Origin of the sequence: Kitasatospora sp. NPDC001261, assembly GCF_042896795.1 — a bacterium.
In the GTDB taxonomy this organism is placed as follows: domain Bacteria; phylum Actinomycetota; class Actinomycetes; order Streptomycetales; family Streptomycetaceae; genus Kitasatospora.
The window spans coordinates 38,638-62,108 of the sequence record NZ_JBIAXP010000044.1; the positions used below are offsets into that span (position 1 = coordinate 38,638).

Consider the following 23,471-nt stretch of genomic DNA (forward strand, 5'->3'; position numbering starts at 1 on the left):
ATCAGAACGACCGGATGATGGGATTTACCCCCGGTCCGGCCTGTCCGGGCCCGGCCGGCGGCCCCCGGAGGGCGTGCGCGGGGCGCGAACGACACCGCTCCACGGCCCGCGCTGGACAGCGCGTCTCGCGGAGCGGAACGATTCGGCACAGCCGTGGGCGGGCCCCGGGACCGGGCCGGGTATGGGCCGGGGATGGACTGGGCACGGGCCGCGCACGGGCCGGGATCAGCCCAGGAGCTTGACGTCCTTGCCGTCGAAGGTCAGCTGGAGGCCCTCCGGCAGCGGCGTCACACCGCCGCCCCCGCCCTCCTTGTCGGCCAGCTTCAGCCCGGCCGGCAGCGAGTCCAGGGTGAAGCTCATCGGCTCCAGCTGCTGGTTGGTGGCGCCGGCCACCAGCCCCGCCAGCGAGCTCAGCCGGAAGCCGTCCACCGTGAGGGTGTTCCCCTTGTTGCGCACGCTGCCCTCGCCGATCTCGATCGGACCCAGCGAGGCCTTGACCTTGCCCGGACCAGCGTAGGCCAGGCTCAGCCGGGAGTTGCCGCCCACCGGCAGCTTGGCCCCGTGCAGCAGCTGGGAGGCGGGCGGCAGCAGCTGCGCGAGGTCCGGGTAGGAGATCACCCCGCTGCCGGTGCCGCTGTCCACCGTGGCACTGCTCATGCTGTCGCTGACCTTGACCCCGGCGAGCCTCGCCTTGAACGAGTGCAGCGCCACCTGGTGGCTGCCGTCGCCGACGGCCAGGCCGTCGGAGGAGATCCGGACGTCGTCCAGCTTCATCGACAGCACCTGGGTGAGGAACGGGAAGCCCTCGATCGAGACGTCCGGGCGCTGGCTCATCCGGCCGCTCTTCACGATCCGGTCGGCGGCCTCGTCCTCGGCCACGCCCACCGCGATCCGGTCCGCACCCAGCAGCAGGCCGGAGAGCACCGCCAGACCGATCGTGGCCTTCAGCCATCCGCGCATCGTGTCCCCCGTCGTCGCCGGTCGCTGTGGTCGTTCGTCGCTGTGGTCGTTCGCAGTGGGTCGTTCACCGTTCCGTGGCGGACGCAGGACACGTCCGCCCTCGCACGACCGTACGACGTCCCGCCCCGGAACATGGTTCCGGGGCGGGAATTCGACCTGAACAGGCCTGGACGGGTGGGTACGGGTGGCTCAGGCCAGCAGCTCCGTGGCGATCCAGGCCAGCGGCGCGGCCACCGCCAGCGGCAGCGCCACGCCCGCCGTCATGTGCACGAAGCGGGACGGGAAGTCGTACGCCGCGACCCGACGGCCGACCAGCGCACCCAGCCCGGCCAGCACACCGAGCGCCGGTGGGGCCCCGACCAGCAGGCCCAGCAGCACCGCCGCGGCCAGGCCCAGCACCGGGCCCAGTTGCTTCGGCCCGGGCAGCGGCGCCGCGGCCAGCAGGGTGGCCAGCGCCACCGCGCCCACCGCGGCCGGCACCCAGTCGGCCAGCAGCAGCGCGGTGCACAGCACCGTCACCACGGTGGCCGAGCCGAGCACGGTCAGCGCGTAGAACCGCTCCTTCGGGTCCGACGGGCGGAACGTCTGCAGCACCAGGACGAGCAGGAAGAACCCGCCCAGGGTGCCCACCACGGCCGCCACGCCGCCGTCGGAGTCCGCCAGCAGCACCGCCACGTCCGCCGTCAGGCCCGCCAGCGCGGCGAGCAGGATGCCCTGCCGGGCCGGCCACATGCCGTTCAGCCGGAACCAGCCGGCCGCCGTCAGCAGCTGGAGCGGCGCGACCACCAGGGCCAGCGCGACCTGCCCGAGTGCGGCACCGCCGGCCAGCAGCGCGGCGATGCCCACCGTGATCAGGGCCGGCTGCAGGCCCGGGTCGATGATCGGCGAGCCGGTCCGGCCGCGCGGACCGGCGGGCGGCGCCGCCTGCGGCGGGACGGCCCCGTACGGCGGCGCGGCGGGGGCGCCCAGCGGGCCGGGGGCGACCGGGCGCTTGAGCGTCATGGTCGGCGGGTCGAAGGCCTCCGCCGCCTGCTGCGCGGGGGCCTGCTGCGGCGCCGGGGCCGCGTGCCGGGCCCGCGGCCCCGGCGGCCGGGGGAGCTGCAGCTGGATCGTCGGATCCGGCTGGGGCTGCACCGGCTGCTCCGGCGGCCGCCGCCGCTGCCGCGGCTGCGGGGCCTGCTGCGGCTGCGGGACCTGCTGGGGCTGCTGGGCCTGCGGGACCTGGGGCGGCTGGTACGGCTGGTGGGCCTGCTGCGGCTGGTGACCCTGCGGCTGATGCGGCTGGTGACCCTGCGGCCGGGGCGCGCCCGACAGCGGACCGGACACCACCACCGGCGGCAGCAGCGCCGTCGCCTCGGCGTCGCTCACCGCCGGCACCGGCGGCAGCAGGGTGGTCGCGGCCGCGTCGTCGAACGCGGGCACCGCCGGCAGCACCGCGGTCGCCGCCGCGTCGTCCACCGGGTAGCCGTACGGCGGCTGGTGGCCGGGCTGCTGCGGCGGGACGTACGGCTGCTGCTGCTGCTGCTGCGGGTACGGCTGCTGTCCCTGCGGCGGGTACGGCTGGTGGGGCTGCTGCGGCCACTCGCCGTGGCCGCCGTGGTTCGGGTGGTTCGGGTTGTTCATGTCCGTCACGCCGCTCAGCCTCCCGCGAACGGCGGGAGGACCTCGACCGTCCCGCCCTCGGTCAGGGCGACGGTCGCGTGGTCGCGGCCGCCCACCTGGGCCCCGTCGACCAGGTACGAGCAGTGCCCGAGCAGCTGGACGAGCTTCGGCCGGTCGGCGTGCCGCGCCCTGGCCGCCGCCAGCGCCTCCGCCAGGGTCGCCGCCTCGTACGGCTCCTCGGCCAGCCCGGCCTCGGACTTCGCCGCCGCCCAGTAGCGGATCGTCCCGCGCACCCGGGCGCCGCTCGCGGGCTCGGTGGTCGCGCCCATCGGGCCACCCCTTCTCGTCGTCCTCGCCCGGCTCCGGTACCCCGGTCCGGCTCGCCACCGCGACGGCCGCCCGACCACCCGAACGATGGACCCGAACAGCGCCTCCGATGTGCGCCCCCCATGATGGCGTGTCGGCCACCACGAGCGGCAATCGCCCTGGCCGGACCGGCACGGAGTACGCACCGGCCTCGCACCGGACCGCCACCCGGAGGCGCCGGACCAGCGCCGGACCGGCGCTCGAAGCTGTGTCCAGCCTCACCCGGCGCACGCCCGAATTGGGCGAACCGCCGGATTCCGGCACTCCCGGCGGAGGGGGCGGTCGGCTATCCTCGACCACCAAGAGGGATCCGGGCAGAGTCGCCCCCGGGTCCTTTTGTGCTTCCAGGACGCCGGTACGGACGTTCTTGCGATTCGTCGGCCCACCCCCGGCGCGCAGCAGGGACCTCCCGGCCGGCGCGGCACAACGACGTGCCCCGGCCGGCCGGGGCATCGCCACCCGGCACCGGGCCGCCACCCGGCGCCGGACCAGACCGGAGGGTTCGCGGTGAGGAACAGGGCAGAAACGGTGCGCCCGGGGTTGCGGGACCCCCGGCGGACCCGCCGTCGCGCCCCGCACGCCGTCCGCTCCCCCGGTCCGCCGCGACCGGCCGTCGTCCTCCCCTCCCCCTCAGCACGTGCGCCATCCGGCTGTGGCGGCAGCCGTCACGCGACCGCGACGACCCGGAAAGGGGACCACCGGGTATGAGTTCTCTCCTCCTCCTCACCAATGCGCTGCAACCGTCCGCCGAAGTGCTGCCCGCCCTCGGACTGCTGCTGCACAACGTCCGGGTGGCCCCCGCCGAGGGCTCGGCCCTGGTGGACACGCCCAGCGCGGACGTCATCCTGGTCGACGGCCGGCGGGACCTGCCGCAGATCCGCAGCCTCTGCCAGCTGCTGCGGTCCACCGGCATCGGCTGCCCGCTGATCCTGGTGGTCACCGAGGGCGGCCTGGCCGCCGTCACCGCCGAGTGGGGCATCGACGACGTCCTGCTGGACACCGCGGGCCCGGCCGAGGTCGAGGCCCGGCTGCGGCTCGCGCTCGGCCGCCTCCAGGTCGTCACCGACGACAGCCCGATGGAGATCCGCAACGGCGACCTCTCGGTCGACGAGGCGACCTACTCCGCCAAGCTCAAGGGCCGGGCGCTCGACCTCACCTTCAAGGAGTTCGAGCTGATCAAGTACCTCGCGCAGCACCCCGGCCGGGTCTTCACCCGGGCGCAGCTGCTGCAGGAGGTCTGGGGCTACGACTACTTCGGCGGCACCCGGACGGTGGACGTGCACGTCCGGCGGCTGCGCGCCAAGCTCGGCGTGGAGCACGAGCAGCTGATCGGCACGGTGCGCAACGTCGGCTACCGCTTCGTCGTCCCGGAGAAGCCCGAGAAGGGCGAACGGCCGGAGCTCGCCCAGCGCCCCGCCACCCCCCTGGACGCCTGAGGACCGGCCGGGCGGGCCGTCCCCCGCCCGGCTTGTCCGGTTCCTCCCGGAGCCGCCCGCCGGCCTGCCGAACAAGGCCCCAGCTCCCCCTGCCGCCCCGGAGGCCACACGCGTAGACTCCCCCCGTGGCCAAAGTGACGCGCGACGATGTAGCCCGGCTGGCTGGTACCTCGACCGCGGTCGTCAGCTACGTCATCAACAACGGTCCGCGCCCGGTCGCACCCGCGACCCGGGAGAAGGTCCTCGCGGCGATCGACCAGCTCGGCTACCGGCCGAACAGCGTCGCCCAGGCGATGGCCTCCCGGCGCACCAACCTGATCGGCATGGTCGTCCCGGACGCCCGCCAGCCCTTCTTCGCCGAGATGGCGCACGCCGTGGAACGGGCCGCCTCCGAGCGCGGCAAGCTCGTGCTGATCGGCAACTCCGACTACGTGGACGACCGCGAGGTGCACTACGTCCGCGCCTTCCTCGGGATGCGCGTCTCCGGCCTGATCCTGGTCAGCCAGGGCCCCTCGCAGCGCGCCGCCGAGGAGTTCGCCGCGATGGAGGGCGCCAAGGTCGTGCTGCTGCACCGCCGGCCCGAGGCGATCGACGACGTCGCGGTGGTCACCGACGACGTGGCGGGCGCCGAGGCGATCGTGCGCCACCTGCTGGAGGTGCACGGGCACCCGTACGTGGCCTGCTTCGGCGGCCCGGTCGAGTCCCCCGCCCCCGGCGACCCGGTCATCGACCACGTCGAGGGCTGGCAGCGCGCCATGGACGCGCACGGCGTCCCCACCGAGCCGCACCTGATCGACGCGCCCTTCCACCGCTACGGCGCCTACGACGTCGCGCTCGGCGTGCTCCGCTCGCCGGACCGGCCGCGGGCGATCTTCTGCTCCACCGACGACCAGGCGATCGGCGTGCTGCGGGCCGCCCGCGAGGTCGGCCTGCGGGTCCCGGAGGACCTCGCGGTGGCCGGCTTCGACGACGTGCCGGAGGCCGCGCTCGCCGACCCGCCGCTGACCACCGTCGCCTCCGACCGCGACGCGATGGCCCGGGCCGCCGTGGACCTGGTGCTGGACGACTCGCTGATGGTGCCCGGCTCGGACACCGAGCGGGTCCGCACCTTCCCGTCCCGGCTGGTCATCCGCCGTTCCTGCGGCTGCGGCGGCGACGCCCCCGGCCGGTCCGTACCGGAGTAGCCGGCCCGGACCGGAGCGGCGGGCCCGTACCGGAACGGCCGGTTCCGCTCGGCAGGCGGGCTGACCAGGCTTTATGAGAACCCAACGGGCTTCTCTCCCCGTTCTGAGCCGGTTCTCATCCACTCCTCATGCACCGGGCCGAGCTTGGTCGACATGAGCGAGAAGCAGCAGCACCCCAGCGAGCAGTACGGCCCGTACGAGCCCCACGAGCAGTACGACCCCTACCAGGCCCACGGCCGGTACGGGCAGCACGGCCAGTACCAGGCCCACGGGCAGTACGAGGCCCAGGAGCCCCGGGTGATCGAGGGCACCGTGCTCGGCAGCGGCCCGGCCGCCGGCGGCTCCGGCACCACCGGCGCGGACGGGTACGGGCCCGGGTACAGCTACCGCGAGGACCACTCCGACGGCGGCTTCGACGCCCCGCCGCCGCCCCCGCCGATCCCGCCCGAGCCGCCCACGATCCTCGGACCGGGCTCCCCCGAGGGCCCCGGCCACCACGGCGGCCGGGCCCGGCGCGGACTGCTGCGCGGCCGGCTCGCCCTGGTCACCGCCGTCGCCGCGGTCGCGGCCGTCCTCGGCGGGGTCACCGGCGGCCTGGTCGCCGCCGACCACCAGAGCGCCGAGAACCGCGTCGGCACCATCGCCAGCCCGGTCTCCGCCCGCTCCGACGGCACCGCCGACGTGGCCGCCGTCGCCGCCGCCGTCTCGCCCAGCACCGTCGAGATCACCGTCAAGACCGGCAACGGCACCGCCACCGGCACCGGCGTCGTCCTGAACACCGACGGACAGATCCTCACTAACTACCACGTGATCGACACCGCGTCCGCCGGCGGCCGGATCACCGTCACCTTCAAGGACGGCTCCACCGCCCAGGCCACCGTCACCGGCACCGACAAGGCCCTCGACGTCGCCGTGATCACCGCCACCGGCGCGAAGAACCTCACCCCCGCCGTCCTCGGCGACTCCTCCACCGTGGCCATCGGCGACCCGGTCGTCGCCATCGGCAACCCCGACGGCCTCACCGGCACCGTCACCTCCGGCATCATCAGCGCCGAGAACCGCGACGTCACCGTCCAGCTCGACGAGGGCAGCACCAGCAACAACGGCGGCTTCGGCCTCCCCTACCTGCCCGGCGTGCCCGGCCTGCGCGGCACCGCCCCGCAGTCCGACAGCGGCAGCACCACCACCTACAAGGCCTTCCAGACCGACGCCGCGCTCAACCCCGGCAACTCCGGCGGCCCGCTCATCAACGCCAACGGCCAGGTCATCGCCATCAACTCGGCGATGTACGCGCCCGGCGGCTCCGGCTCCTCCGGCGGCTCGGCCGGCAGCGTCGGCCTCGGCTTCGCCATCCCGATCAACGACATCAAGCAGGTCCTGCCGAAGCTCGAAGCCGGCCAGAACCTGTGAGCACCGCTCCCTGAGACGGACAATTGCTCCCAGCAGGCCCTCCACCCGACGAGAAAGGGCACCCGCCCATGACCCCGTCCGCCGACGACCGCACCACCGCCGAGGCCGGCCACCCCTTCGCCCGGCTCCTCGTGGTCGACGACGAACCCGCCCTCCGGGACGCCTTGGAGAGCAGCCTCGCCTTCGAGGGGTACGAGGTCGCCACCGCCACCGACGGCTACGAAGCCCTGGAATCCGTCGAACGCGACCGGCCCGACCTCGTCCTGCTGGACATCATGATGCCCCGGATGGACGGCCTCACCGCCGTCCGCCGGATGCGCTCGCGCGGCGACACCGTCCCGGTGCTGATGCTGACCGCCCGCGACGCCGTCGGCGACCGCGTCACCGGTCTCGACGTCGGCGCCGACGACTACCTCGCCAAGCCCTTCGAGCTCGACGAACTGCTCGCCCGCGTCCGCGCCCTGCTGCGCCGCAACGCCCTCGCCGCCGAGGCCGCCGCCCGCGCCGCCGTCGAGGACGAGAGCGAGGTGCTCGCCTTCGCCGACCTGCGGATGAACACCGCCACCCGCGAGGTCACCCGGGCCGGCAAGCCGATCGAGCTCACCCGCACCGAGTTCATGCTGCTGGAGATGTTCCTCGCCCACCCCCGCCAGGTCCTCACCCGCGAACAGATCCTCAAGGCGGTCTGGGGCTTCGACTTCGAGCCCTCCTCCAACTCCCTCGACGTGTACGTGATGTACCTGCGCCGCAAGACCGAGCAGGGCGGCATGCCCCGCCTGATCCAGACCGTACGCGGCGTCGGCTACGCCCTGCGCCCGGCCGCCGGCACGAGCGCGTGAACCACGTCCCGCCCCCACCGCTGGCACCCCCGCTGGCACCGCCCCGCACGCCCCGCCGCCGACAGCGCCTCCTCCACTGGTTCCGCTCCCGCTCGCTGCGCAGCCGCCTCACCTTCCTGAGCGCGGCGGCGGTGGCGGTGGCGATCGCGCTGTCGGCGCTGGCGTGCTGGTTCATCGTGGAGAAGCAGCTCTACGACCAGGTGCGGACCGACCTGGCCAACGCGACGCTGCCGCCGCCGCCTCGTGGAGTACTCGGCCTCCCGTGCTACGCGACGCCGGACCAGGCCCTGCAGAACCAGCCGAGCGGCACCGCTGCGGAGAACAGCGCAGCGGTCGTCCGGGACACCCAGTACGTCGTGGCCAACCCGACGGGCGTCTGCCTGCCCCCGTACGCGACCAAGGCGATCGAGCTCAAGCCCAGTGACTCGGCAGGGTTCAGCCTCAAGAACGGCCAATCGATCATCCGCGACGGCCGGTTCACCGATGGCACGCCTGCGGTCGTCCGGATCTCACTGACCCATTTCCCATCGCGCCCGGCCCTGCTGATGGTGGCCACCTCCACCCAGCCCGTCGAGGACTCCCTCCAGGGCCTCGCCATCCTGCTCGGCTCCGTCTCCGCCGGCGGCATCCTGCTCGCCGCCATCGCCGGCCGGCTGGTCGCCCGCTCCTCCCTCAAGCCCGTCGACCAGCTCACCGACGCCGTCGAGCACATCGCCCGGACCGAGGAGGTGGGCACCACCATCCCGGTCAACGGACACGACGAGATCGCCCGCCTCTCCACGTCCTTCAACTCGATGAGCACCGCCCTCGCCAACTCCCGCGAGCGGCAGACCCGGCTGATAGCCGACGCCGGGCACGAGCTCCGCACCCCGCTGACCTCCCTGCGCACCAACGTCGACCTGCTGATCCGCAGCAACGACACCGGCCGCCCGCTGCCCGCCGCCACCAAGACCAAGCTGCTCGGCAACATGAAGGCGCAGATGCAGGAGCTCACCGTGCTGATCGGCGACCTGCTCCAGCTCTCCCGCCCGGACACCCCGAAGAGCGGCCCGGCCCCCACCGTGGTCGCCCTGCACGAGCTCGCCGGACGGGCCGTCGAACGGGCCAAGCTGCGCGGCCCGGGGCTGGTCTTCGAGACCGACACCGAGCCCTGGTACGTGCACGGCGACGCGGCCGGGCTGGAACGGGCGGTGATCAACCTGCTGGACAACGCGGTCAAGTACAGCCCGCCCGGCGGCACCATCGACGTCCGGCTGCACCGAGGCGTGCTGACCGTCCGCGACCACGGCCCCGGCATCCCGCCGGACGAGCTCCAGTACGTCTTCGACCGGTTCTGGCGCTCGCCCTCCTCGCGCCAGCTGCCCGGCTCCGGCCTCGGGCTGTCGATCGTCGCGCAGAGCGTCCGGGAGGCGGGTGGCGAGGTCACCCTCGGCCCGGCCGCCGACGGCGGTCCGGGTGCGCTGGCCACCGTCCGCCTGCCCGGCGGCCCCGCCCCGGAATGACGGAATGACGAAAGGGGCGGGTGGGGCGCCCCGACAGCGCCCCACCCGCCCCCGTCCCAGGGCTCACGCCCCGGAGCCGGCTCACAGTCAGTCGATGTCGCTGCCCGGGCCGATGATCTTGATCCGGTCCCGCGCCGGAGCCTGGAGCGGCGAGGCCGCCGTGCTGTGGGCGCTCAGGTAGGCCACGAAGACGTCCAGGTCCGAGGCGCCGACCAGCTTGTCGGTGCCGGCCGCGAAGGCCGGGAAGCCGTCGCCGCCGCCGGCCAGGAACTCGTTGGCCGCGACCCGGTAAGTGGCCGCCGGGTCGACCGGTGCGCCGTTCAGCCGCACCGAGTCCACGACCACCCGGTCCGCACCGGTCTTGCGCATGTCCAGGGTGTAGTGCAGGTTCGAGGACACCTGGAGGACCTTCGGCGCGGCCGCGTTGGAACCGCTCACCTGCTGCTGGAGCAGCTGGATCAGCTGGGCCCCGGTCAGCGTCTTGACCTGCATCATGTTGGTGAACGGCTGGACGGTGAACGCCTCGCCGTAGGTCACCACGCCGTTGCCCTCGCCGCCGGAGGCCTTGTAGACCAGGTCGGAGCGGATGCCGCCGGGGTTCATGAAGGCGACCTGCGCGCCGCCCTTGTCGGCCGGGGCCAGCCCGGCGAGCTGCGAGTCGGCGATCACGTCACCGAGCGGCTTCTCCAGGTCGTTGCTGCCGCGGCCGTTGATGTCCGCGGCGACGTAGCCGACCGGACGGTTGGCGATCGGGGCGGCCAGCTTGGAGTAGTGGTCGACCAGCGCCGTCATGTCGGACGCCTTCTCGACCGTGCGGCGCACCACGTGGTTCTCGGCCTTGACCGAGGGGCGCACGATCTCGCCGGTGGTCTTGTCCAGCTTCATGTCGATCTCGGTGAAGAGCCGGCCGAAGGAGGCGGCACTGGTCACCGAGCGCGGGACGCCGTCGGGGTCGGGGATGCTGCAGGCGTACGCGTTGTGGGTGTGGCCGGTGACGATGGCGCCGACCGCCGGGTCGATCTTCTTGGCGATGTCGACGATCGGGCCGGAGATGCCCTGACCGGCCGCGCCGCAGTCGTAGTTGTAGACGCTGCTGGCCGGGTAGCCGCCCTCGTGGATCAGCGCGACGATCGAGTTGACGCCCTTGGCCTTGAGCTCGGCGGCGTACTTGTTGATCGTGGTGACCTCGTTGGCGAACTTCAGGCCCTTGACGCCCTCGGCGGTCACGATGTTCGGCGTGCCCTCCAGGGTGACGCCGATGAAGCCGACCTTCACGCCCTGGGACTTGGTCACCCAGTAGGGCGCCAGCAGCGGCTTGCCGGTCTTCTCGTCGGTGACGTTGGCCGACAGGTAGTTGAAGTTGGCACCCTTGAAGGTGCGGCCGGGCTCGTAGCAGCCGTCGGTCGGGTGGCAGCCGCCGTCCTGCATGCGACGCAGCTCCTGCGCGCCCTCGTCGAACTCGTGGTTGCCCACGGAGGTGACGTCCAGGCCGAGCTTGTCCATCGCCTCGATGGTCGGCTCGTCGTGGAAGAGCGCCGAGGTCAGCGGGCTGGCGCCGATGATGTCGCCGGCCGCGACGGTGATCGAGTCGTCGGCCGGGATGCGCGCCTTGCGCAGCTCGGTGGCCAGGTACTCGATGCCGCCGGCCGGGGTGGCGATCTCCTTGCCGGTGGCCGGGTCGATCTCCTTGATCGTGCCGGACGAACCGGCCGGAGGCTCCAGGTTTCCGTGGAAGTCGTTGATCGCCAGCAGCTGGAGGTTGACGGTCTTGTGGCGCTTGGCGTCGGCGGCCTGGGCGGCCGTCGGCACGACGACCGTGCCGAACAGACCAGCGGCGGCGACGACGGCGAGCGCCGTCCGTCGGGATCTGACGGTGAGCATGAAGGGTTCCCCTGCACCTTGGAGGGAGCACCGGCTGCGGACAGCGGCGGCGTTCGGGCGTGTGACATGTGTTGCGACTGCGAAGCCTAGGGTCAACGCGCGTAGCTGTCAGGACGTGGAACGTAACGAGAGGATTACCTACGGACGAACCGTCACCGTCCGCCGGGTGCGGAGCCTGCGGAGAAGGCCCCTCAGACCCCCGGCTCGGCCGCCAACTTCTGGTCCGCGCGCACCCGTTCGGCCACCGCGTCCTCGGTCATCGCGCGGTCGGTGTAGACCAGCGGGCGCTCCGCCTCCGTGATGATGTGTTTGACCACCTGGACGTTGCTGTTGACGTCCCAGACCGCGATGCCCGGCGACAGGGTCGGGATGATCTCCACCGCCCAGCGCGGCAGGCCCAGCACCCGGCCGGTGGCCCGCGCCTCCTCGGCCTTCTGCATGTAGATCGTCCGGGTCGAGGCCATCTTCAGGATCGCCGAGGCCTCCTTGGCCGCCGCGCCGTCCACCACGTCGGACAGGTGGTGGACCACCGCGACGAAGGACAGGCCGAGCCGGCGGCCGAACTTCAGCAGCCGCTGGAACAGCTGGGCCACGAACGGGCTGTTGATGATGTGCCAGGCCTCCTCGACCAGGAAGATGCGCTTCTTCCGGTCCGGCCGGATCCAGGTGTGCTCCAGCCACACCCCGACGATCGCCATCAGGATCGGCATCGCGATCGAGTTGCGGTCGATGTGCGAGAGGTCGAAGACGATCAGCGGCGCGTCCAGGTCGATGCCGTCGGTCGTCGACCCGTCGAACATGCCCCGCAGGTCGCCGTCGACCAGCCGGTCCAGCACCAGCGCCACGTCCAGGCCCCAGGACTGCACCTCGCCCACCGCCACACCCAGCGACTCCACCGAGGACAGCTCGGGGTTGCGCAGGGTGTCGATGATGTCGTCCAGCACCGGCTGGCGGTCCCTCACCGAGGCCACCACGTGGGCGTGCGCGGCCTTCAGCGCGAAGCCGGCCCGCTCCTCCAGCCCGCGCCCCATCGCCACCTCGACGATCGTGCGCAGCAGCGACAGCTGGCCGTTCTGGGTGATCGCCGGGTCCAGCGGGTTGAGCTTCACCCCGCCGTCCCGGGCCGCCATCGGGTCCAGCCGGACCGGCTTTATGCCCAGCGCGTTGGCGATCAGGTTCCACTCGCCCACGCCGTCCTCGCCCTGCGCGTCCAGCACCACGACCTGGCGGTCGCGGAACCTCAGCTGCCGCAGCACGTACGTCTTCTCCAGCGCCGACTTGCCGTTGCCGGACTCGCCGAGCACCAGCCAGTGCGGGGCGGGCAGCTGCTGCCCGTACAGCTGGAACGGGTCGTAGACGTACCCCTTGCCGCTGTACACCTCACGCCCGATGATCACCCCGGAGTCGCCCAGCCCCGGCGCGGCGGTCGGCAGGTAGACGGCCTGCGCCTGGCCGGTGGAGGTGCGCACCGGCAGACGGGTGGTCTCCACCTTGCCGAACATCAGGCTGGTGAACGCCTCGGAGAGGTTGCCGAGCGCCATGGGCGGGCTCCTGACGGGTCAGCGGTGGACGGACGTACGGATGTGCGGGTGCACGGGTGCGCGGGTGCGTCCGCTCAGCGGCGGATGCCGGTGGCGAACGGGAGGGTGTTGACGAAGGCCCGGTGGTGCTCGCGGTCGCACCACTCCAGCTTGAGGTAGCTCTTGCCGGCCGAGGCCCGGATGGTCCGCTTGTCGCGGGCCAGCGCGTCGGGGTTGCGCGAGGAGACCGTGATGTAGCCGACCAGGTTCACCCCGGCCGCGCCGGAGGCCAGGTCGTCGCCGCGCTGGTCCACCCGGCCGGTGTGGGCCAGGTCGCGCGGGTCGACCGTGCGGTTCATCTTGGCCGCGCGGCTCGCCTCGGCCTCGTCGTTGGTCTTCTCGGTCAGCATCCGCTCGATCGCGACGTCGGTGGGCTCCAGGTCCATCGTCACCGCGACCGTCCGGATCACGTCCGGGGTGTGCACCAGCAGCGGCGCCAGGAAGTTGACGCCCACCGGGGTGAGCGGCCACTCCTTGATCCACGCGGTCGCGTGGCACCACGGCTCCCGGGTCGCCGACTCCCGGGTCTTCGCCTGCAGGTACTGCGGGTCGGTCGCGTCCAGCTCGGCCGGCCAGGCGTTGCGCCGGGACATCGCCTGGATGTGGTCGATCGGGTGGTCCGGGTCGTACATCGAGTGCAGCAGCGAGGAGAGCCGGGCCTGGCCCAGCGGCTGGCGCACCCGGATGTCCGCCTCGGCCAGCCGGGCGCAGATGTCGGTCAGTTCGCGCGCCATGACGGCCGCCAGCCCCTCGTCGTCCCGCGCCCGCCGCCCGGTGGCCGTCCGGCCCATCGCGTGCGCCTCGGCGGCCAGGTCACGGGTGTAGTGCATGCAGGCCACCAGGTACGCCCGGTGCTGCTCCGAGGAGGTCGACACCATCGACTGGAGCTGGTCGTACGAGTCCTGCAGCCAGCGCGGCGAGGACGGGTCGCCGCGCCGCTCGACGTCCTTGGCGTGCGCGTCCGGGTCGGCCGGCAGGGTCCGGGCCAGGATCTGCAGCCGGGTCACGAAGCCGTCCCCGTTGGCGACGTGCTTCAGCAGCGTCCCGAAGCGGTCGACCAGGGCCTCCTGGTCCTCCGAGTCCCGCAGGCCCACGCCCGGGCCCTCGATCTCGATCGCGGCCGTCACCGTGCGCCGCTCCAGGTGCATCAGCACCCCGACCTCGTCCGGCCCGAACGGCGCCGTCAGCCAGCGCAGCCGCCCCACCCCCGGCGGCGGGCCGACCTCCACCTCCCGGCCGTCCAGCCGGGTGCCCGCGTCCATCACGTCCGAACGCCACACCGCCCGCCCGCTGCGGACCGTCCGGCGGTAGGTGCGGTTGATCTCCACCCACTTGTAGAACGTCCGCCTGCGGTACGGCACGTACACCGCCGCGATGGCGAGCGCCGGCAGACCGACCAGACCGCCGATCCGCAGCGGCAGGACCGGCATCAGCAGGCCCCAGAGCATGCCGAGGAAGGCCCCGAAGATGATCAGCACGATCTCGCCGGACTCCCGGTTCCGGCCGATCGGCGCGTTCGGGCGGGCCTTGCCGATCAGGTAGGTGCGGCGCTGGTGGACGTACGGCTGGGCGTACTGGGCACCGTACTGGCCGAGCGGTTCACTGCTCACTTACCCGTCACCCTCCCTTCGCTGGATTGCTGTCGCGGATCGGAACCGGGCCCTGCTTCGGCCCGCCCTGCGGCGGCGGGGACGGCGTCCGCCCGGCGTGCGCGGCAATGCCCGGCGCGACCGAACCGCCGCCGGCACCCCCGCCACCCCCCGTACCGGCCGCCTGACCGCGGTCGCCGTGGGTGCTGATGCCCTGCTTCATCAGGTTCGCAGTGCCGTTGATCATCGCCGAACCGGCCTGCACGGCATTGGCCCGGGCCCCGCGCATGTTCAGCATCTCGTCGCCGAAGCCCGGCACGAAGCGGTAGACCGAGGCGCTCGCGAAGATCGACAGGAACAGGATCGCCAGCCCGGACAGCACCCGGGCGAAGTCGTCGTCAGCCCCGGAGCCGGTCGCCACCGCGCCCGCCAGGCCCAGGATGACCACGATGATCGGCTTCGCCAGGTCCACCGCCAGCATCACCCCCGCCCAGCGCCGCACGTGCTTCCACAGCTGCCGGTCCACCAGCCCCGCGTACACCGCCGTACCCAGCAGCGCGCCGACGTACAGCATCGCCGCCCGGATCAGCAGCTCCACCCAGAGCACCGCCGCCGCCAGCACCGCGACCAGCGACACGATCACGAGTATCAGCGGGCCGCCGCCCACGTCACCCTTCTCCAGCGTGTCGGCGAAGCCCCCCAGGTACGACCCGGTGTCCGTCTTCGTCCCGACCGCGATCGCCTTGGTCAGCCCGTCCGTCACGCTCACCACGGTGTACAGGATCAACGGCGTGAACGCGGACGCCACCACCGTCAGCCACAGGAAGCCGATCGCCTCCGAGAACGCCGTCGCCAACGGCGCCCCCCGCACCGCCCGCTTCGCCACCGCCAGCAGCCACAGCACCAGCGTGATCACCGTCGACACGGCGAACACCACGGCGTACTGCTGCAGGAACGACGCGTTGGTGAAGTCCACCTGCGTCGTCCCGTCGATCGCCCCCGACAGCTTCCGCACCACCCACGCCGCGGCCTGCGCACAGCTCTTGGCCAACGACCCGAGCGGATCGGTCACGGCCCCGACGGCGCCGCCCCCGGGGACCGAACCTCCGGGCTTGGAGGCACAGTAGACGTCGCTACCGGGCAACGGTAGGACGTCGCAGTTGTTGCTGGCCGAAGGGCTCGGGCTCGGGTCCGCGATGGCCCGGGACGCCATACCGATGGCTGCGGCCTGGAAGAGAGCGAAGGCCGTGACGACCCGGCCGAACCGAGGAAGCCGTTTCCTGATCTCACCGTCAACGCGCATAGCGGAACCCTCCGAACTGCTCTGCTGATCCGGCGATCTCATCCGCTGTGGCCGCCTGCTGGTCGCCCGGCAGGGGGGCCGGGCCTGACTTACGAGTGAAGTCGGTGAGCTTCCAGTCGCTGCCCGTCCAGTGCAGCGAGAGCGTGAGGGTGAACCAGTTGGTGGTCACCGGCTGGACGGAGTGCTCGCCGGCGAGGCCGGTGAGGCCGGTGCACCACACCTCGACCTTGGCGTCGCCGTCGCTGTAGCCCGTCGACTTGGTGCCGACCGGCACCGTGCGGCTGACGAAGGTGAGGCCCTTGGGCGCGTGGCCCTGGGCGTCGAGGCCGTAGCGGGTGGCGGTGTCGCCGCCGAAGCCCTGGTCCAGCCGGCCCTGGAGCCCTGCCAGGGCGTCCGGGTCGGCGATGGTGGCGATGATGCCGTGCCGGCTGTCGGTGCGGAACATGTCCGCGGAGCCGATCGCCACCGCGTAGTTGGTGGCGGCCGACTGGGCGCCGGGTTCGGTGTGCGGGTAGCCGGTGGGGATGCCGTTGACGGTGGTGCCGACGGGCTGGTCGCCGCTGGGGGCGGGGCCGGCGCCGGAACCGGCGCGGTCGGCGGAGGCGCCGCCGCCTCCGGTGCCGCTTCCGCTGCCGGGTGTGACCCGGTTGGCGATGGCGATGGCCACGACGAGCAGGGTGACGACCACGAGGACGGCCAGCAGGGCGCGCAGCGGGCGGGACTGACGGTGGTTCTGCTGGGGGGAGGACTGTTCGCCGACCGGCAGGCGCGTACGGGTGCGCGGCTGGTCGTCGGACAACGGCACGGCGGCCCTCCTGGTGCGGGGAGCCGGGGCGGCTCCGGGGGCCCTCCGCCCGGGGGCGGGCGCGAGCGGAGGGTGGGAACGGGGGTGGGGTCCTGGCGGGCCGGCCGTCGGAGGGGGTCCGGACGGGGACCCGGTCTCAGGCAGGTCGGACTACTGCTGTCCGATCGTCAGATCGCCATGCCGTAGACAATGGTGAACAGAGTGCCGAGTGATCCGATGATGAACACGCCGGTCAGTCCGGCGACGATCAGCCCCTTGCCCTGTTCGGCGCCGAAGCTGTCGCGCATCGCGGTCGCCCCGATCCGCTGCTTGGCCGCGCCCCAGACCGCGATGCCGAGGCAGAGGAGGATGGCGACGGCCATGATGACCTCGACCATCACCCGCGCCTCCGACCCGAGGGTCGCGAACGGCCCCCAGTCCGGGGCGATTCCGCCGATGATGGTGTCGATGTTCGGCTTCTTGGGGGGGTCCTCGGCCAGGTGGCTGACCGCATTGGTGTGCACGCTGCTCAGGTTCATTTCCATCTCACCGCCCGATCAGGCAAATTCAAGGGCCCGGACCCGGCCCGCGCGAAGGGTCGGTACCTATTCTTGGCCAGATCTGATGTCGACTTGGCTACTTCTCGCGGATTGGTCGTGAGGCATCGGACACGTACGCGAGGATGTACACCGTACGAAGGATAGCGCTCACTGTTCGTATCTCTGATGATTGCGGTGAGCAACGCCTTCCGGGACACTTCGACTGACGACTCGTCGGGATGGTGCTGATGGTACTCCGGAAGGCCGGTACGGCCGCCGTCGCTGCGGGAGTTGTTGGTTTCGGGTTCATCGGGCTGGTGACGATAGGGACTTATGCGGCGAGTGGGACGCCGCAGCAGGCGGCGAATCGTTCCGCCCTGTCCCCCGGAACGGTCCCCGCGGCCTACCAGGAACCGATCCAGCGGTGGGGTGCGCTCTGCGCGGAGATCTCCCCGCCGATGCTCGCGGCGCAGCTGTACCAGGAGAGCGGTTTCGACCCCAAGGCGCGCTCCGGGGTCGGGGCGCAGGGCATGGCGCAGTTCATGCCGGGCACCTGGAGCTCGTACGCCACCGACGGCAACGGGGACGGCAGGGCGGACGTCTGGGACCCGCTGGACGCGATCGCCTCGGCCGCGACCTACGACTGCGCGATCGCCAAGCAGGTCGCGAAGGTCCCGGGCGACCCGCAGGCCAACCTGCTGGCCGCCTACAACGCCGGCGAGGGCGCGGTGCTCAAGTACAACGGGATCCCGCCGTACCGGGAGACCCAGGGCTACGTGCGGAACATCCAGGCGATGGCCCGCAGCTTCACCGCGCCGGTCTCGCCGACCGCGCCGCTGGAGGTGTCCGCGCAGTCGTCGGCCGCGATCTACTTCGCGCAGACCAAGCTCGGCACCCCGTACCTGTGGGGCGGCGAGGGCCTGCCCTCGCAGAACGGGCGGTTCGACTGCTCGGGCCTGACCCAGGCCGCGTTCGCCAGTGTGGGCATCACTCTGCCCCGGGTGGCCAACGACCAGTGGTACGCCGGGCCGCACCCGTCGCGGGACCAGCTGCGGCCGGGCGACCTGGTGTTCTGGGCGACGGACCTGAGCGATCCGCGGAGCATCCACCACGTCGGGATCTACGTCGGCGGCGGGTACATGATCAACGCGCCGCACACCGGCGCGGTGATCCGCTACGACAAGATCGACACCCGGGAGTACATCGGCGCGACCCGGGTCACCTCGGACGGCGCCCAGGCGCTGCCGACCCGCAACAACGACGGCGTGGTGAACGCCCCGAGCCGGCCGGGCGGGACGGAGCCCACCGCCCCGGCGGGAGGCCAGGGCGGCACCCAGGGCGGCGCGCCGGGCAGTGCTCCGGGCGGTGCTCCGAGCGGCACCCCGGCGGCCTCCGGCCGGCCTGCGGCCGCCGCCCCGCCCGCGCAGGCCGGGCCGAGCCCCACCGGGGCGGGAGGGTAGGCCCGAGGGGGCCGGGACGGCCGGGACCTGTGTGCGCGCTGTGGACGCTGAGTCACGTTTACATAACCGCGTGTTTCCATGGAACGCTGTGTCCCGGCGATGACGTTGGGTCCGGTGGCCCCCCGTCAGCTTTCGGCGCCGGGCCGGCCCCGGCGGGAACGTACAGGTGCAGTGGACCAGAAGGAGGTGCGGCGTGTCGACGCCGCTTGCCGACACGACCAACCCCGACCTCGACCTGCTCTACGCCGTCAACGGCCTGGCCAAGCGCTCCCCGCAGTGGCTTGACCACCTGGTCTCGTGGATCGGCGAGTACGGCATCCTGATCGGCCTGGCGATGCTGGGCCTGGTGGCCTGGCTCCAGGCCAGGCGCCGTCCGGACGCGCCGGTGGCGATGGCCGGGCTGCTCTGGGTGCCGCTCTCGGTGGCGGTCGCCGAGCTGGCGAACCTGCCGATCGCCGCGATCGTGAACCGCCCGCGCCCCTTCGTCGACCATCCGGGGCTGCTGGTGCTGGTGGACGGCAAGGCCGGCACCCACTCCTTCGTCAGCGACCACTCGACCATGACGATGGGCGTCGCGGTGGCGCTGTTCCTGGTGAACCGCAGGCTGGGCTGGATCGCCGGCGGGCTGGCGCTGCTCCAGGGCTTCTGCCGGATGTTCATGGGCGTCCACTACCCGACCGACGTGATCGGCGGCTTCGCGCTGGCCGTCGCCGTGGTGCTGCTGCTGGCGCCGATCGCGATGGCGGTGCTGGTGCCGTTCTGCCACGCGCTGAGCCGGACGGCGGTCGCCCCGCTGATCCGGGCGCCCGAGCGCGGCGGCGCGGCCCGCGGCGGGGCCGGTCCGCGCGGCCGTCGGCGCGGGCGCGGGGCGGTGCGGGCCGGGGAGCAGCCGCCGGAGTCCGACCTCGCGGCCTGAGCCCGCGGGCGGACGCGGCCAAGCGGTCCAAGCGGTCCAAGCGGTCAGTCCGGCTCGGCGCCGTTCCCGGCGAGGTGGTCGGCCCCCTCACGGCGGGCCAGGTCGCGCGAGCGGCGGGCCGGGGAGTACCAGCCGCAGCTGCAGGTCGCGAAGGCGAAGGAGCCGCGCTCGCTGATCACGAGGCGGTGTTCGGGCATCCTGGTGGTGCCGGGTGCGACCGGCAGCTCACTGTGCACGTGGTTCACCGTAACGCGCCGGACGCCCCCCGCGCGACGCTCCGGCGGTACCGGCCCCGTAACCCTTCGCGCCCCAACTCGTTTGCCCGGAAAGAGCTCTGCCCACCGGTGGTGTCCGGCGGGGCAGTCGGGCCCGAGGGGGTTGTCGCGAGGATGAAGATGACCGACCAGCAGCGCACCGGACGGCCGGCACGCCGGCCGGGTCCGCACCTGCGCTCGGCGGCCGGGGCCGCCCTGCTCGCCGCCGCCCTGGCGGCGGGGGCCACCGGCTGCTCCGGAGGATCCGCCGACGGCTCCTCCGACCAGCAGTCGGCCGCGCCCGACCAGCTCGCCGCGGACCCGCTGACGGCGGTGCGCAACGCCGCCGACATCACCGGCCGCACCGGCTCCGCGCACACCGCGACGGAGCTGGTCACCGAGTCCGCCGAGAAGAAGGCCTCGTTCAGCGGCACGGGCGGCTACGACTACGTCAAGCGGATCGGCCGGCTGGAGGTCCAGGTGCCGCCGGGCGCGGCGACCACCGGGAAGATCGTCGAGGTGGTCCTGCCGGGCACCGTCTACCTCCAGAACAGCGGCGCCAAGGTCCCCGAGGGCAAGTGGGTCAAGCTGGACGTGCGTCAGCTGCCGGACGGCAACCTGGTCAGCAGCGGCGCCACCGACCCGGCCTCGGCGGCGGGGGCGCTGCGCGGGGCGCAGAAGGCGGAGGCGGTGGGCACCGAGACCGTCGACGGCGTCGCGCTGCACCACTACCGGGGCACCCTGGACCTGGCGAAGGCCGCCGACGCGACCGGCGGGCGGGGCGGGGACGGCCTGCGGACGGGCGCGCAGACCTTCACCGTCAAGGAGGTCCCGTACGACGCCTGGCTGGACGACCAGGGCCGGCTGCGCAAGGTGGTCGAGGTGTTCACCTTCGCCGGGGTGGCCGGGTCGAAGGAGCCCAAGGACCAGGTGAAGGTGACGTCGACGACCTCCTTGGCGGACTTCGGCAAGCCGGTGGAGGCGGCCGAGCCCGCGGCCTCGGACATCTACCAGATGAAGCCCACGGAGAGCCCGAAGTAGGGCGGGTCCGATGCTTCCCGGGCTGCCGGGGCGAGACGGGGTGCGGCCGGGGCGGGTGGCCGTCCGGGGAGCGACGGCCACCCGTTTCGGCGGTGCCGAGATGGCCCGTCCGTGCCATGTGGACGGGCCCCGGAGTGCCTAGGCTGGGCTCCGGGTGGCTGCCGCCCGGGCTGGCGAGGCACTGAAGGGGTGGTGCAGGTGGTGTCGTCCACGGGCGGCCGCAGCGGCGGCCACGACGACGCGGCCCTCGACGAGATCGATCTGGCCGGGGAGCTGATGATCGCCGCGACGGCCAGCTCCGGCGACCGGCTGCCGACCGAGCGGATCGACGAGGTGCTGCTGGACCGGAGCGAACCCGGGCAGGCCGACCGGGAGGCCGACGGCTAGCGGGGCCCGCGCGGCGGGCCCCGGAGCGGCGGACGGCCGGCGGCTCAGCTGCGCAGCAGTCGGCTGATCGCGGCGGTGGCCTCGGCCACCTTGGCGTCCAGTTCGGCGCCGCCCTCCTCGGCGGCCGCGGCGACGCAGTGCCGCAGGTGCTCCTCCAGCAGGGAGAGCGCGAAGGACTGCAGCGCCTTGGTGCCGGCCGAGACCTGGGTGAGCACGTCGATGCAGTAGACGTCCTCGTCCACCATGCGCTGGAGGCCGCGGATCTGGCCCTCGATCCGGCGCAGCCGCTTGAGGTGGGCGTCCTTCTGCGCGCTGTAGCCGTGCGGGCCGTGGTGCCCGGCCGGGGCGTGGCCGGCGTGCGGGTCGGTCCCCTGCGCGTGCTCCGGCTCGGTGCGCGCTTGCGTGGTGGTCATCGGCCCCGCCTTCGTCTCAGTGCCTGGTGGCTGCGTCGGCCACCAGTGTCCAACACCGGGGCCCTCCGTGGTGTTCCGACGGCCGACCCGGCACGTGCCGCCGGGCCGGGAGCGGGGGTGGCCGGCGGTTCACCCGTCTGAGCGGCGCCCCGGTCTTCCGTACGCACGACGGGGACAATCCGGGCGAGGTTCCGTCAGACTGAGGGCTCCAGTCCGCACGTGGCGGTGCGGTCCGGATCAGCCGGTGCGGCAGCCGAACGGAAGGGGAGCTTCCGGCTCCTTCCCCGGCCCCCCGTTTGCGTGATTGCGCTTGGTTGCACCTAGCATCGTTCAGTCCCTACCCCGCACATCGGAGATTTCCGTGCGTTTTAGCCTGACCCCGAAGGAGACGAGCTTCTACGACATGTTCGCCGCCGCGGCGGAGAACCTCGTCGTCGGATCGAAGCTCCTCTTGGAGCTGCTGGGATCAGACGTGTCGGCCCGTGCGGAGATCGTCGAGCGCATGCGCGCCGCCGAGCACGCCGGGGACGACACCACCCACGCCGTCTTCCACCAGCTGAACTCGTCCTTCATCACGCCCTTCGACCGCGAGGACATCTACAGCCTCGCCTCGTCGCTGGACGACATCATGGACTTCATGGAGGAGGCCGTCGACCTGGTCGTCCTCTACGACATCCAGACCCTGCCGAAGGGCATCGAGCAGCAGATCGAGGTGCTGGCGCGCGCCGCGGAGCTCACCGCCGAGGCGATGCCGAACCTGCGCAGCATGTCCAACCTCACCGAGTACTGGATCGAGGTCAACCGGCTGGAGAACCAGGCCGACCAGATCCACCGCAAGCTGCTCGCCCACCTGTTCTCCGGTCAGTACGACGCCATCGAGGTCCTCAAGCTCAAGCAGGTCGTGGACGTCCTTGAGGAGGCGGCGGACGCGTTCGAACACGTCGCCAACACGGTGGAGACCATCGCCGTCAAGGAGTCCTGACCCTCGTGGACATGGCAGCACTCATCGCCGTCGTCGGCGTTGCGTTCTTCTTCACGTACACCAACGGCTTCCACGACTCGGCGAACGCGATCGCCACCTCGGTCTCCACCCGGGCGCTCACCCCCCGGGCGGCGCTGGCGATGGCCGCGGTGATGAACCTGGCCGGCGCGTTCCTCGGCAGCGGCGTGGCGCACACCGTCTCCAAGGGGATCATCGAGACCCCCACCGGCGACAAGGGCATGGTGATCCTGTTCGCCGCCCTGGTCGGGGCGATCGCCTGGAACCTGGTCACCTGGTACTTCGGCCTGCCGTCCTCCTCCTCGCACGCGCTGTTCGGCGGCATGGTGGGCGCGGCGATGGCCGGCGGCATCGACGTGATCTGGAGCGGGGTCCTCGACAAGATCGTCATCCCGATGATCGTCTCGCCGGTGGTCGGCCTGGTCGGCGGCTTCCTGGTGATGCTGGCGATCCTGTGGATCTTCCGCCGGGCCAACCCGCACAAGGCCAAGCGCAACTTCCGGGTCGCCCAGACCGCCTCGGCCGCCGCGATGGCGCTGGCGCACGGTCTCCAGGACGCCCAGAAGACCATGGGCATCGTGGTGATGGCGCTCACCATCTCCGGCCACCAGTCCGGCAACGGGATCCCGGTCTGGGTGAAGATCTCCTGCGCGACCATGCTCTCGCTGGGCACCTACGCGGGCGGTTGGCGGATCATGCGGACGCTCGGGCGCAAGATCATCGAGCTGGACCCGCCGCAGGGCTTCGCGGCCGAGGCCACCGCCGCCACGGTCATGTACGTCACCTCGTTCGTCTTCAAGGCGCCGATCTCCACCACCCACGTGATCACCGCGGCGATCATGGGCGCGGGGGCCACCAAGCGGATCCGCGCGGTGCGCTGGGGCGTCGCGAAGAACATCGTGCTCGGCTGGTTCATCACGATGCCGGCGGCCGCGCTCGTCGCGGCGCTGGTGTACTGGTTCGCCCACCTGTTCTGGGGCTGACGGCCCCGCGGGACGCACGGAGCAGGACGCGCGGAGCAGGAC

At 72.6% G+C, this 23,471-nt stretch carries 22 protein-coding genes; 11 read left to right on the forward strand and 11 right to left on the reverse strand.

Annotation, left to right across the window (positions count from 1 at the left end; translation table 11 throughout):
- Positions 1–225 precede the first annotated feature (225 nt).
- The 3 genes from ACFY4B_RS39870 to ACFY4B_RS39880 form a co-directional block, all read right to left on the reverse strand.
- A complete protein-coding gene (locus tag ACFY4B_RS39870; protein WP_387976278.1) occupies positions 226–960 on the reverse strand; it encodes a DUF2993 domain-containing protein in 735 nt (244 codons plus the stop codon).
- A gap of 189 nt (positions 961–1,149) precedes the next feature.
- Complete coding sequence (locus ACFY4B_RS39875; RefSeq protein ID WP_387976280.1) at positions 1,150–2,592, reverse strand: hypothetical protein; 1,443 nt, start codon at positions 2,590–2,592, stop codon at positions 1,150–1,152.
- 5 nt (positions 2,593–2,597) lie between these two features.
- A complete protein-coding gene (locus ACFY4B_RS39880) occupies positions 2,598–2,891 on the reverse strand; it encodes a MoaD/ThiS family protein (RefSeq protein WP_049659718.1) in 294 nt (97 codons plus the stop codon).
- Positions 2,892–3,632: 741 nt separating this feature from the next.
- Here ACFY4B_RS39880 and ACFY4B_RS39885 point away from each other — a divergent pair.
- The 5 genes from ACFY4B_RS39885 (at position 3,633) to ACFY4B_RS39905 (ending at position 9,299) form a co-directional block, all read left to right on the forward strand.
- Positions 3,633–4,364 carry a response regulator transcription factor gene (locus ACFY4B_RS39885; RefSeq protein ID WP_074006427.1) on the forward strand — a complete coding sequence of 244 codons (732 nt, stop codon included), beginning with the start codon at positions 3,633–3,635 and terminating at the stop codon, positions 4,362–4,364.
- 125 nt (positions 4,365–4,489) lie between these two features.
- Positions 4,490–5,548: a LacI family DNA-binding transcriptional regulator gene (locus ACFY4B_RS39890; protein WP_380666580.1), complete on the forward strand. Its 1,059-nt coding sequence runs from the start codon at positions 4,490–4,492 to the stop codon at positions 5,546–5,548.
- Between the two features lie 153 nt (positions 5,549–5,701).
- Entirely contained in the window at positions 5,702–6,958 is a 1,257-nt protein-coding gene (locus ACFY4B_RS39895; RefSeq protein ID WP_117489014.1) for a S1C family serine protease, read from the forward strand.
- Between the two features lie 68 nt (positions 6,959–7,026).
- Positions 7,027–7,797: a response regulator transcription factor gene (locus ACFY4B_RS39900; protein WP_074006426.1), complete on the forward strand. Its 771-nt coding sequence runs from the start codon at positions 7,027–7,029 to the stop codon at positions 7,795–7,797.
- The gene (locus ACFY4B_RS39905; RefSeq protein WP_387976285.1) at positions 7,794–9,299 is read left to right on the forward strand and encodes an ATP-binding protein; all 1,506 of its coding nucleotides are present in this window, start codon (positions 7,794–7,796) and stop codon (positions 9,297–9,299) included. Before ACFY4B_RS39900 ends, ACFY4B_RS39905 begins: the two co-directional genes overlap by 4 nt.
- Positions 9,300–9,386: 87 nt before the next feature.
- Here ACFY4B_RS39905 and ACFY4B_RS39910 read toward each other — a convergent pair whose 3' ends face one another.
- The 6 genes from ACFY4B_RS39910 to ACFY4B_RS39935 all read right to left on the reverse strand — a co-directional run bounded on the left by ACFY4B_RS39910 (position 9,387) and on the right by ACFY4B_RS39935 (position 16,975).
- Positions 9,387–11,180, reverse strand: coding sequence for a bifunctional metallophosphatase/5'-nucleotidase (locus ACFY4B_RS39910; RefSeq protein WP_387976288.1), 1,794 nt, complete (start codon positions 11,178–11,180; stop codon positions 9,387–9,389).
- A gap of 191 nt (positions 11,181–11,371) precedes the next feature.
- Complete coding sequence (locus ACFY4B_RS39915) at positions 11,372–12,721, reverse strand: ATP-binding protein (protein WP_380777462.1); 1,350 nt, start codon at positions 12,719–12,721, stop codon at positions 11,372–11,374.
- Positions 12,722–12,795: 74 nt separating this feature from the next.
- Positions 12,796–14,370, reverse strand: coding sequence for an SCO6880 family protein (locus tag ACFY4B_RS39920; protein ID WP_049654294.1), 1,575 nt, complete (start codon positions 14,368–14,370; stop codon positions 12,796–12,798).
- Between the two features lie 7 nt (positions 14,371–14,377).
- The gene (locus ACFY4B_RS39925; RefSeq protein WP_380777461.1) at positions 14,378–15,421 is read right to left on the reverse strand and encodes a hypothetical protein; all 1,044 of its coding nucleotides are present in this window, start codon (positions 15,419–15,421) and stop codon (positions 14,378–14,380) included.
- A gap of 220 nt (positions 15,422–15,641) precedes the next feature.
- Positions 15,642–16,457 (reverse strand): hypothetical protein, encoded by an 816-nt coding sequence (locus ACFY4B_RS39930; protein WP_387976291.1) that lies wholly within the window; start codon positions 16,455–16,457, stop codon positions 15,642–15,644.
- A gap of 167 nt (positions 16,458–16,624) precedes the next feature.
- The gene (locus tag ACFY4B_RS39935; RefSeq protein WP_049654299.1) at positions 16,625–16,975 is read right to left on the reverse strand and encodes a hypothetical protein; all 351 of its coding nucleotides are present in this window, start codon (positions 16,973–16,975) and stop codon (positions 16,625–16,627) included.
- A gap of 248 nt (positions 16,976–17,223) precedes the next feature.
- On the opposite strand from ACFY4B_RS39935, the gene ACFY4B_RS39940 reads away from it, so the two are divergent.
- Both ACFY4B_RS39940 and ACFY4B_RS39945 read left to right on the forward strand, forming a co-directional pair.
- Positions 17,224–18,435: an NlpC/P60 family protein gene (locus ACFY4B_RS39940; RefSeq protein ID WP_387976294.1), complete on the forward strand. Its 1,212-nt coding sequence runs from the start codon at positions 17,224–17,226 to the stop codon at positions 18,433–18,435.
- Positions 18,436–18,628: 193 nt separating this feature from the next.
- Positions 18,629–19,351: a phosphatase PAP2 family protein gene (locus ACFY4B_RS39945; RefSeq protein ID WP_074006422.1), complete on the forward strand. Its 723-nt coding sequence runs from the start codon at positions 18,629–18,631 to the stop codon at positions 19,349–19,351.
- Positions 19,352–19,395: 44 nt separating this feature from the next.
- On the opposite strand, the gene ACFY4B_RS39950 is transcribed toward ACFY4B_RS39945, so the two are convergent.
- Positions 19,396–19,587, reverse strand: a complete 192-nt coding sequence (locus tag ACFY4B_RS39950; RefSeq protein WP_143204767.1) for a hypothetical protein — start codon at positions 19,585–19,587, stop codon at positions 19,396–19,398.
- A gap of 159 nt (positions 19,588–19,746) precedes the next feature.
- Between ACFY4B_RS39950 and ACFY4B_RS39955 the strand changes: the two genes are divergently transcribed.
- Entirely contained in the window at positions 19,747–20,646 is a 900-nt protein-coding gene (locus tag ACFY4B_RS39955) for a hypothetical protein (protein ID WP_387976297.1), read from the forward strand.
- Between the two features lie 198 nt (positions 20,647–20,844).
- Complete coding sequence (locus ACFY4B_RS39960; RefSeq protein WP_049655983.1) at positions 20,845–21,033, forward strand: hypothetical protein; 189 nt, start codon at positions 20,845–20,847, stop codon at positions 21,031–21,033.
- Positions 21,034–21,077: 44 nt separating this feature from the next.
- Here the strand turns inward: ACFY4B_RS39960 and ACFY4B_RS39965 are convergent, their stop codons facing one another.
- Positions 21,078–21,446, reverse strand: coding sequence for a metal-sensitive transcriptional regulator (locus tag ACFY4B_RS39965; protein ID WP_049655968.1), 369 nt, complete (start codon positions 21,444–21,446; stop codon positions 21,078–21,080).
- Positions 21,447–21,807: 361 nt separating this feature from the next.
- Here ACFY4B_RS39965 and ACFY4B_RS39970 point away from each other — a divergent pair, with 361 nt between their 5' ends.
- Positions 21,808–22,428: a DUF47 domain-containing protein gene (locus tag ACFY4B_RS39970; RefSeq protein ID WP_030059626.1), complete on the forward strand. Its 621-nt coding sequence runs from the start codon at positions 21,808–21,810 to the stop codon at positions 22,426–22,428.
- A 5-nt stretch (positions 22,429–22,433) separates the two neighbouring features.
- Positions 22,434–23,429, forward strand: coding sequence for an inorganic phosphate transporter (locus tag ACFY4B_RS39975; RefSeq protein ID WP_049655972.1), 996 nt, complete (start codon positions 22,434–22,436; stop codon positions 23,427–23,429).
- Positions 23,430–23,471 lie beyond the last annotated feature (42 nt).